The organism is Sphingomonas sp. CCH10-B3, assembly GCF_001556185.1.
In the GTDB taxonomy this organism is placed as follows: domain Bacteria; phylum Pseudomonadota; class Alphaproteobacteria; order Sphingomonadales; family Sphingomonadaceae; genus Sphingomonas; species Sphingomonas aquatica.
The window spans coordinates 81236-90643 of the sequence record NZ_LSIJ01000009.1 but is presented as its reverse complement, the minus strand read 5'-3'; the positions used below and the strand labels follow the sequence as shown (position 1 = coordinate 90643).

Below are 9408 nucleotides of genomic sequence, written 5' to 3'. Positions count from 1 at the left end.
GAAGAAGTTATGGCGGGCAGCGTCAACAAGGTGATCCTGGTCGGCAATCTGGGGCGCGACCCCGAAAGCCGGACGTTCCAGAACGGCGGCAAGGTGGTCGAACTGCGCATCGCCACCTCGGAAAGCTGGAAGGATCGCAATTCGGGCGAGAAGAAGGAACGCACCGAATGGCACACGGTGAAGGTCTTCAGCGAGGGCCTCGCCAACGTCGCCGAGCGTTATCTGCGCAAAGGCAGCAAGGTCTATATCGAGGGCGCGCTCCAGACCCGCAAATGGCAGGACGCGCAGGGGCAGGACCGTTATTCGACCGAAATCGTGCTGCAGGGCTATAATGCCGTGCTGACGATGCTCGACGGTGCTGGCGGCGGCGCTGGCGGCGGCGGCATGGGCGGCGGTGGCGATGACTTCGGCGGCGGCGGCGGATCGCGCGGCGGCGGTGGTGCGCCGAACCGCGGCGGTGGCTTCAACGATCGCGGCGGCATGGGTGGCGGCGGCGGTTTCAACGACGGCCCCGCCGACGGCTTCGACGACGAGATTCCGTTTTAGGCCTTGTATTGACCCGTTCGTTTCGAGCGAAGTCGAGAAACAGGCCACAATCGGTGCGCGTTGGGCTTGTGTCTCGACTTCGCTCGACACGAACGGTGGAATCAATCAGGGCAAGAAGGCGTAAGCTGGCCCCTACCCCCGCTTGAGCAGGAACACCGCATGTTCGGCGAGCAGATTCGCCGCCATCGCGCCGCGCTGCTGATCGCCCGACAGAAACCAGGCGCGCTCAACCGCGATGCCGGCCCCGCGCATCAGATCACGGAAATCGTCAATCGTGACGTGGTGGATGTTCGGCGTGTCATACCAGCGTTCGGGCAGCAACCGCGTGACGGGCATCCGCCCTTGCGTCAGCAGCGCCAGCCGCACCCGCCAATGCGCAAAATTCGGGAAGGACACGAATGCCCGCGCGCCGATCCGCAAGAGCTGGTCCAGCACCAGATGCGGGGCGCGCGTTGTCTGTAGCGTCTGGCTGAGAATCGCATAGTCGAAGCTCGCGTCGGGGAAATCGGCAAGGTCGCGGTCGGCGTCGCCTTGAATCACCGACAGCCCGCGCGCCACCGCCGCGGCGACATTGGCCGCGTCGAGCTCCAGCCCGCGCGCATCGACCCCGCGATCGTCACGCAGTGCCGCCAGCAGCGCGCCATCGCCGCAGCCGACATCGAGCACGCGCGCACCCGGCGCGATATTGGCGGCGATGAGAGCAAGGTCAGGGCGCAGGCTCATGCCACTGCCCTCAGGAATCCGTCGACGACGCGGTTCAGCTCAGGCGAGTCGAGCAGGAAGGCATCGTGGCCGAACGGGCTCGACAGTTCGACGAAGCTGGCGGCCGCGCCCGCTGCATTGAGCGCCTTGACGATGCTGCGCGACTCGGCAGTCGGATAAAGCCAGTCGGTATCGAAGCTGACGAGGCAGAAACGCGTCGCCGAGCCGCGAAAGGCATTGGCGAGCATCCCGCCATGTTCCTCGGCCAGGTCGAAATAATCCATCGCGCGGGTGATGTAGAGGTAGCTGTTGGCATCGAAGCGGTCGACGAAACTGATGCCCTGGTGCCGCAGATAGCTTTCGACCTGAAAATCGGCATCGAAGCCGAAGCTCTTCGCGTCACGCGCCTGCAGGCGGCGGCCGAATTTCTCGGTGAGGCCCGCTTCCGACAGATAAGTGATGTGCGCCGCCATCCGCGCGACCGCGAGGCCCGCGCTCGGCGGCTCGCCCGCGGCGTAGTAGTCGCCACCCAGCCAGCGCGGATCAGCCATGATCGCCTGCCGCCCGACTTCGTGGAAAGCGATGTTCTGCGCAGTGTGGCGCGCGGTCGAGGCGATCACCACGGCCGCGCGCACGCGATCGGGATAGGTCGCCGCCCAGCTCAGCGCCTGCATCCCGCCCATCGATCCGCCTACCACCGCGCGCAGCACGCCCACGCCGAGTTGATCGAGCAGCATGGCCTGCGCGCGCACCATGTCGCGGATCGTGATCACCGGAAAGCGCATCGCATAGGGCGCGCCATCGGCGGCAAGACTCGCGGGGCCGGACGATCCCATGCAGCTGCCAAGCACATTGGCGCAGATGATGAAGTGCCGTTCGGGATCGATCGGCTTGCCCGGCCCGACCATGCGCGTCCACCAGCCGGGCTTGCCGGTGATCGGGTGCGGGCTGGCGACATGCTGGTCGCCGGTCAGCGCGTGGCAGATGAGAATCGCATTGCCGCCATCGGCATCGAGATCGCCATAGGTTTCATAGGCGATGTCGACCGGCGCGAGATTGGCGCCCGAATCGAGCGGTAAAGGCCCGGCCAGCGAAATCGTGCGGCCAAGGCCGAAGCGCGCATCGTGCGACATGGCACCAGCGGCTAGGGCGCGCGCGCTTGGCTTGTCAATCGCCAGCGGCTAGGGCCGCACCCATGAATGCTCCCGTTCCAAAGCCCTGGGTGATGGCGATTGCCCCCTATGTCCCCGGCCGGTCGACCGGCGACGACGGGCGCAAGCTCGTCAAGCTTTCGGCCAACGAGAATCCGCTCGGCACCTCGCCCGCCGCGCGCGCTGCGCTGGAAGTCGAGAGCCGCTCGCTCGATCGCTACCCCGATCCCGGCGCGAGCATCCTGCGCGAGGCGGTTGCCGCCAAATATGGCCTCGACCCGGCGCGCGTAATCTATGGCACCGGTTCCGACGACATCCTTCACCTCGCCGCGGGCGCCTTTGCGGGGCAGGGCGACGAAGTGATCTTCGTCAAATATGGCTTTGCGGTCTATGAAATCGCGGCGCGGCGCGTCGGGGCGACGCCGGTGGTGGCGCCGGACAAGGATTATGCGACCGACATCGACGCGGTGCTGGCGTGCGTGACAGAGCGCACGCGGATCGTGTTCATCGCCAATCCCAACAACCCGACCGGCACGTTCGCCCCCCGCGCCGAGATCGCCCGGCTCCACGCCGCGCTGCCGCCGAGCGTGCTGCTGGTGCTCGATCAGGCCTATGCCGAATATCTGACGCCCGAAGAGGATGACGCCGGCCTCGCACTCGCGATGACGGCGCCCAATGTGCTCGTCACCCGCACCTTCTCGAAAATCTACGGCCTCGCTGCCGAACGGATCGGCTGGGGTTATGCGTCGGCGGCGATCATCGAGGCGCTGCACCGCATCCGCCTGCCGTTCAACGTGACGACCGCGGGCCAGCGCGCTGCTGTCGCCGCGCTCGCCGACGATGGTTTCGTCAATGCCGCCCGGGCGCACAATGCGACGTGGCGGGCGTGGTTGGCGGGCGAAGTCGCCGCGCTCGGCAACAAGGGCCTGCGCGCGGTGCCGAGCCACGCCAATTTCCTGCTGGTGCTGTTCGAGGGCGATATCAGCGCCGAACAGGCCTATAAGGGGCTGATGGAGTGCGGCTATATCGTCCGCTGGCTGCCCGGTCAGGGCCTGCCGCACGGCCTGCGCATGACGATCGGCACCGAGGAGGAAACGCGCGGGCTGGCAGCAGCACTGCGCGAGGTCGTCGGCGGTTAGCGCGGTTCGAGCACGTTGATCGCGACGTGCGTCTGCGCCTCGATTTCGGGGCGCGACACGCCGGCGGCGATCGGCTCGCCAAAGCGGAAAGTCACCGTGCCGCCGCGCTTGGGCCCGTGCCTGGGCCAGACCAGCCCTGAATCGATCGCAATCGGCACCACCGGCAGGCCCAGCGCGCGGTAGAGCCCGGCAAAGCCCGCCTTTAGTGGTGGCGTCGCGCCCGTCGGCACCCGCGTGCCTTCGGGAAAGATCAGCACCGACCGCCCGCTCGCCAGCGCAGCCTTGGCCTCGCGGATCATCTGGCGCAGCGCTGCCCCCGATGCGTCGCGGTCGACGACGATCATGCCATAGCGCCGCGCCGCCCAGCCCCAGATCGGGATTTGCGCCAGCTCGCGCTTCATCACCACCACCGGATCGCCGAGTTCGAGCACCAGCTCGAACGTCTCGATCATCGCGTGATGCTTTGCTGCATAGAGATATTGCCCCGGCGGCGGGCGCTGTTCGAACCGGCAACGGATACCGAGCGTCAACCACACCACCAGCCGGTGCCAGCGGATCCAGCCATGGACATTGGCGAGCAGGACGCGCTGCCCGAGCAGCACGCTGAACGGCGTCGCCAGCACGAACAAGATCGACCCGCCATAAAAGAGCAGGCCAAAGGCAGCCGTGCGCACCCACGCGATCATTCGCCGAGCCCAAACGCCAGCGCGAAGCGGCGCACAAGATATTTGTTATATTCCGCCAGCAGCAGCGGCGCGCGCGGATTGCCGGCCACGCCATCGCCTTCGACTGCAACGCCCGGCCCGAGCGCGTGCGCCAGCTCGAGCTGCGCGCGCCGCAAATGCCAGTCCGACGTCACCAGCCGCACCGATTTATAGCCATGGCTGCGCACCCAGTCGCGCGTTTCCTCGGCGTTCGAACGCGTATCGACGGCTTCATGGCCAAGATCGATGCAGCAGGCGAACAGCGCGGGCGATGCCTTGTATTCGGCGGCAAGCTCGATCGGTCGCACTTTCGGATCGACGCCTGAAACCAGCATCCGCTGCGCCGCATGGGCTTGCATCAACTCGAGCCCGCGGTCGATCCGCCCCGCGCCGCCGGTCAGCACCACGATCGCGTCGGTGGGCCGGGCATCGGCGGGCCCGGGCAGTGCGAGCATGAACCAGCCAAAGCCGAGTACCCAGGCGAGCGCAATTGCGGCAATCAGGCGCCGGATCACAAATACTGCCCCAGCGCGCGCAGCACCGCCAACCGCGCCGCCACCGTTGCCAGCAGGGCAAAGCCGATCGGCAATGCGATCAGGATCAGCCAGTCGCGCACGCCAAAGGCGATCCCGCCAAGCAGGTCGGAGCCAAGCGCGCCTACTTGACTGCCGACGAAAATGATCGTCGCCAGCGCGAGCGCCGTGCCGAGCAGCCCGCCGTAAAGCGTGTCGATCGCGATCCGCCGCTGGAACAGCCGCGCTACTTGCGCATCGGTCGACCCGAGCATGTGCAACACTTCGATGGTCGCACGGTGGCTGTCGAGCCCGGCCCGCGCCGCCAGCATCACGACGGTCGCGGTTGCGGCCGCCATCAACAGGATCAGGCCCGCCGCGATCGCGATCAGCAGCTGCATGAAGGAGGCAACGGGCGACATCCAGCTTTCATAACGGTCGATCCGTGCCGTCGGCGCCGCCCGGCGGGCGGCTTCAGTCACTACCGCCACGGCCGCATCGCCGGGTTCGCGCAGCTCGACATCGATCATCGCCGGGATCGGCAAGTCGGGATCGGTGCCCTGCTCGCCCAGCCACGGACGGAGCATCGCCGCCAGTGCGCCCTCGTCCACCGGCGCGACCCGGGCGACCTGCGGTAATACGCGAAGCCGCGCAACGATGGCCGCAGCCACGGCCTTGCGCGCAACCGGATTGGCTTCGACCACTTGCACCGTCAGCCGACCAGCAAGCTGGCGCTCAAGCGTTTGCGAGGCCGCCAGCGCACCCAGCCCGAAAGCGCCCGTCAGCACCGTCAGGAACAACATGATCGCCATGATCCAGACCATCGCGCGCGATTGGCGGCCCGCATCAAGCAGGCGGCGATCGGCATAGGGGGCGCGTGTCACCACCTTGCTCAAGCCTCGGCCAATGGCTTGGTGGGCGGAAAGCGCAGCGACCCGGTCGGATCGAGCAACCGCCCCTTGTCGAGCCGCATCATATGCGCGTTGGGAATCCGCCCGAGCAGATGGAAGTCGTGCGTCGCCACCACCACGGTCGTGCCCAGCCGGTTGAGACTGTCAAAAAGATGCAGCAGCCGTTCGGCCATATCGGGGTCGACGTTACCGGTCGGCTCGTCCGCGACAAGGATTTCGGGCCGCCCGATCACCGCACGCGCGATTGCGACGCGTTGCTGTTCGCCGCCGGACAGCGTCGGTGGCTTGGCATCGATCCGCTCGGACAGGCCGACCCAGGCCAGCATTTCGCGTACGGGCGCCTCGACATCGCTTTCGGGCAGACCGGCCACGCGCAGCGGCAGCGCGATATTGTCGAACGCCGACAGGTGCGGCAGCAGCCGGAAATCCTGAAACACCACGCCGATGCGGCGGCGAAAGCCGGGCAGGCGCGCGCGCGGCATCGTACCGAAATCCTCACCGAACAGCCGGATCGTGCCCCGCGTCGGCCGCTGCGCCAGATACAGCAGCTTGAGCAGCGAGGTCTTGCCCGCGCCCGAGGCGCCGGTGAGGAAATAAAAGGCGCCGGTCGACAGCGTGAAACTCAGGTCGGTGAGCGTTTCGTCGCCGTTGCCATAGCGCAGCCCCACATTTTCGAACTGCACGATATTCGCCATGCCGGCGCCGACGCTCCCGATTGTCGATGTCCGTGCCATCGCATGCGCGCGCGGCCCACTCAAGCTGCCCCTTGCCACGGATGCATTGCTCGTGCTTAGATTCATCAATTGCATCAAAGGGCGGACCGTTACCACCCCCAAGTGAAACACTGTTGATATGATCCTCGAATGCGCCGCATGCCGGACCCGCTATCTGGTCCCTGACACTGCGATCGGGCCTGACGGTCGCACCGTTCGCTGCGCCAATTGCAAACACAGCTGGTTCCAGCATGGTCCCGCCGCGGCAGCCTTTGCGCCGGAAGCCTCAGCGTCGGCTGCCGCAACGGTCGCGCCGGCCCCCGCTCCTGTCGCTGAAGACATGCCGCCGGTTGCCGCCCGAGCGACGCCCCCCAGCGACACGAACGTCGATTATGATGCGTTCGGCTATCAGGCGCCGTTCCGCCCGCGCCGCAATCCCGCGCGCCGCTACACGATGATCGCGGTTGCCGCCGGCGTGACGATGCTGATCGGCGTGGGCGTCATCAGTGCCATGGGCACGACCGGGCTTGCCGATCAGTTCGGGTTCGTCGCTGCCGCCGAGACGCCGCTGCGCATCGAGCAGAATCCGATCGACCGCCACGATCTGCCGAGCGGGTCGGAGGCGTTTGCGGTGAGCGGGCGGATCGTCAACCCGACGGGCAAGCGCCTGCCCGTTACCGATCTGCGCGCCGACCTGCTCGATGCGCAGGGCCGCCAAGTCTACACGTGGACCATCACGCCTGAAGCGCGAGTGGTTGGCCCGAAGGGCGTGGTCGAATTCCGCAGCCTGACGCTCGACGTGCCCAACAATGGCAAGGCGTTGCGGCTCAGCTTTGCGTCCGGGATCGCCGGCTGACGCGTTCGAAACGCAGCCCGCTCAGCAACGCGGCGACCAGCATCCCACTGCCCGAGGCAAGCACCAGTCCGGTCGCCCCCCAATTTTGCGCGACCAGCACAACGCCGAGCCCGCCGGTGACGATAAAATAGGCGATGATCGAATTGATCCCTGCCGCGACCTGATCCCCGATCGAGCGCAACGCATAGACGAAGACGAGCTGAATGCCGTCGAACAGGATGAAACCCGCCCAGAGCGGCAGCATGGCGAGCGCGAGATCGCGCACTGCGTCGGTCGCCGGGAAGATCGCGATGATCGGGCGCGCGGCGACGATCAGCAGCAGCGCAAGCATTGCCATCATCGCGGCCGTGAGCCCTGCGGCGATCAGCGTGCGCCGCCGCGCCTGATCGACAACGCCCTCGCCAATGGCGTTGCCGACGCGGACTCCCGCTGCCGATCCCAGCCCCATTGCCACCGAGAAAGTGACGTTGTGGACCGAAAAGACGATCTGGAACGCATGCGCAGTGGCAGGCCCGAGCTGCGTCGACAGCGCAATCAGGATCGAAAAGCCCGCCAGCTCAAGCCCCGAGGCAATGGCAGGCACCGCGCCGAACCGGCATAACCGCCAGGCGCGGCGCGGGGCCGCAACCCAAGCCGCCGCGCGCAGATCGCGCAGCCCGCGCGCCCGCGCCTTCGGCAAGGTCCAGGCCGCGATGATCATGCCGATGGCGCCAAGCGCCGAGGCAATCGCGGTCGCCAGCGCCGCGCCCCCCGCCCCGAGCGCGGGCAGGCCGAGATGGCCGCCGGACAGGCTCCACGCGAGCACGGCATTGATCGGCAGGATCGAAAAATTGACGATCGTCACTCGCGCCGGCCGACTGACGCCTTCGAGGAAGAAGCTGATCGCGATCATGATCAGCTGGAACGGAAAGGCGATCGCGAACAGCCGCACGACATGCGCGGTATCGGCCAGCAGTGCAGGCGCCACGCCGAGTGCGCCCAGCATGGGCGCGGCGAACACCGCCATTGCCGCCCCGATCGTCGCGCCTAGCGCCAGCGCCAGCACCAGCCCGTCGCGCAGCACTTGTCCGGTTTCGGGCAGATCATCGGCACCGTCGGCGCGCGCCGTGAAGACCATGATGCCCGACATCCAGCCCAGCGCCGCAACGATCGTGATGAACGTCAGCGCCCGGCTACCGCCCAATATCGCGACTTGTTCGGTACCGACCAGCCCGACCATCGCGACATCGGTGACATGCAAAATGGTCCAGTTGAGGCTGGTGAGCATCACCGGCCATGCCAGACCCAACAGCAGGCGAGCTTCGGGAGCAAGACGATCGGCGACACGCATCCCGCGCGGCATAGGCGTGGGATCGCGGCGATACCACCCGCTGCGTGCGGTGCGCGATTGCCGCTTGTAAGCCGGTTATGGCTTTGCTAGGGGCGCCCTCCTACCAGCCACCGGCGCGTTGCCGGCGGCCTATCACGTGCGGTCGTGGCGGAACTGGTAGACGCGCAACGTTGAGGTCGTTGTGGGCGAAAGCCCGTGGAAGTTCGAGTCTTCTCGACCGCACCAGATGTCAGCGCTGCCATCGACAGGCAGCGCGACCCGGGCGTCAAAGCCCCATCTCCCTCAACCCCGGATGATCGGCCGGGCGCGGCCCGAGCGGCCAGCGGAACAGCCGATCGCTTTCGTCGATCCGGACGTCGTTGACTGAGGCTTCGCGCCGGGTCATCAGGCCCTCATCGTCGAACTGCCATTGCTCATTGCCATGGCAGCGCCACCACTGGCCGTTCGCATCGTGGCATTCATAGACGAAGCGCACGGCGATCCGGTCGTCGGTGAACGCCCAGACTTCCTTGACCAGCCGATACTCGTGCTCGGCCGACCATTTGCGCGTCAGCATATCGGTGATTGCCGCGCGCCCGCTGAAAAATTCCTCGCGCGTCCGCCAGCGGCTGTCCTCGCTATAGGCAAGCGCAACCCGCGCCGGATCGCGGCTATTCCAGGCATCCTCCGCCAGTCGCGCCTTTTGCGCGGCGGTTTCGGCAGTGAAAGGCGGCAGCGGGGGACGGGCCATGGGCGATTCTCCGGGATGGAATTCGCCAACCCTTAGCGCCGCGGCACCGCCGTCCCAAAGGGCAATGTTCCGGTGCCGATTCGAAAGCCAATTGGTGCGGGCGGCAGCGGCCCC

11 protein-coding genes and 1 tRNA gene are annotated in these 9408 nt (G+C 66.9%); 4 read left to right on the top strand and 8 right to left on the bottom strand.

Annotated elements, in window-relative coordinates:
• Window positions 1-9 precede the first annotated feature (9 nt).
• A complete protein-coding gene (gene ssb, locus AX672_RS02445; RefSeq protein ID WP_066647617.1) occupies window positions 10-546 on the top strand; it encodes a single-stranded DNA-binding protein in 537 nt (178 codons plus the stop codon).
• 132 nt (window positions 547-678) lie between these two features.
• Here the strand turns inward: ssb and metW are convergent, their stop codons facing one another.
• Together metW and metX are read right to left on the bottom strand one after the other, a co-directional pair.
• The gene (metW, locus tag AX672_RS02440) at window positions 679-1269 is read right to left on the bottom strand and encodes a methionine biosynthesis protein MetW (RefSeq protein ID WP_066647615.1); all 591 of its coding nucleotides are present in this window, start codon (window positions 1267-1269) and stop codon (window positions 679-681) included.
• Entirely contained in the window at window positions 1266-2381 is a 1116-nt protein-coding gene (metX, locus tag AX672_RS02435) for a homoserine O-acetyltransferase MetX (RefSeq protein ID WP_066647614.1), read from the bottom strand. The genes metW and metX overlap by 4 nt, the downstream gene beginning before the upstream one ends.
• 62 nt (window positions 2382-2443) lie before the next feature.
• Here metX and hisC point away from each other — a divergent pair, with 62 nt between their 5' ends.
• Window positions 2444-3538 (top strand): histidinol-phosphate transaminase, encoded by a 1095-nt coding sequence (hisC, locus tag AX672_RS02430; protein WP_066647609.1) that lies wholly within the window; start codon window positions 2444-2446, stop codon window positions 3536-3538.
• Here the strand turns inward: hisC and AX672_RS02425 are convergent.
• The 4 genes from AX672_RS02425 to ftsE are packed head-to-tail and all read right to left on the bottom strand — an operon-like array spanning window position 3535 to window position 6360.
• Window positions 3535-4224 carry a lysophospholipid acyltransferase family protein gene (locus AX672_RS02425; protein ID WP_066647607.1) on the bottom strand — a complete coding sequence of 230 codons (690 nt, stop codon included), beginning with the start codon at window positions 4222-4224 and terminating at the stop codon, window positions 3535-3537. The genes hisC and AX672_RS02425 overlap by 4 nt on opposite strands.
• Window positions 4221-4757, bottom strand: coding sequence for a YdcF family protein (locus tag AX672_RS02420; RefSeq protein ID WP_066647605.1), 537 nt, complete (start codon window positions 4755-4757; stop codon window positions 4221-4223). Before AX672_RS02420 ends, AX672_RS02425 begins: the two co-directional genes overlap by 4 nt.
• The gene (locus AX672_RS02415; RefSeq protein ID WP_066647813.1) at window positions 4754-5641 is read right to left on the bottom strand and encodes a cell division protein FtsX; all 888 of its coding nucleotides are present in this window, start codon (window positions 5639-5641) and stop codon (window positions 4754-4756) included. The genes AX672_RS02420 and AX672_RS02415 overlap by 4 nt, the downstream gene beginning before the upstream one ends.
• Window positions 5642-5646: 5 nt before the next feature.
• Window positions 5647-6360, bottom strand: a complete 714-nt coding sequence (gene ftsE, locus AX672_RS02410) for a cell division ATP-binding protein FtsE (RefSeq protein ID WP_066647602.1) — start codon at window positions 6358-6360, stop codon at window positions 5647-5649.
• Window positions 6361-6517: 157 nt separating this feature from the next.
• Between ftsE and AX672_RS02405 the strand changes: the two genes are divergently transcribed.
• Window positions 6518-7234 (top strand): MJ0042-type zinc finger domain-containing protein, encoded by a 717-nt coding sequence (locus AX672_RS02405; protein WP_066647600.1) that lies wholly within the window; start codon window positions 6518-6520, stop codon window positions 7232-7234.
• Here AX672_RS02405 and AX672_RS02400 read toward each other — a convergent pair.
• On the bottom strand, window positions 7206-8564 hold the full coding sequence (locus AX672_RS02400) for an MATE family efflux transporter (RefSeq protein ID WP_066647811.1): 1359 nt from the start codon (window positions 8562-8564) through the stop codon (window positions 7206-7208). The two genes, AX672_RS02405 and AX672_RS02400, sit on opposite strands and share 29 nt — an antisense overlap.
• A gap of 138 nt (window positions 8565-8702) precedes the next feature.
• On the opposite strand from AX672_RS02400, the gene AX672_RS02395 reads away from it, so the two are divergent.
• Window positions 8703-8789 (top strand) — tRNA-Leu (locus AX672_RS02395).
• Between the two features lie 40 nt (window positions 8790-8829).
• Here AX672_RS02395 and AX672_RS02390 read toward each other — a convergent pair.
• On the bottom strand, window positions 8830-9294 hold the full coding sequence (locus tag AX672_RS02390) for a nuclear transport factor 2 family protein (protein WP_066647598.1): 465 nt from the start codon (window positions 9292-9294) through the stop codon (window positions 8830-8832).
• Window positions 9295-9408: the final 114 nt, after the last annotated feature.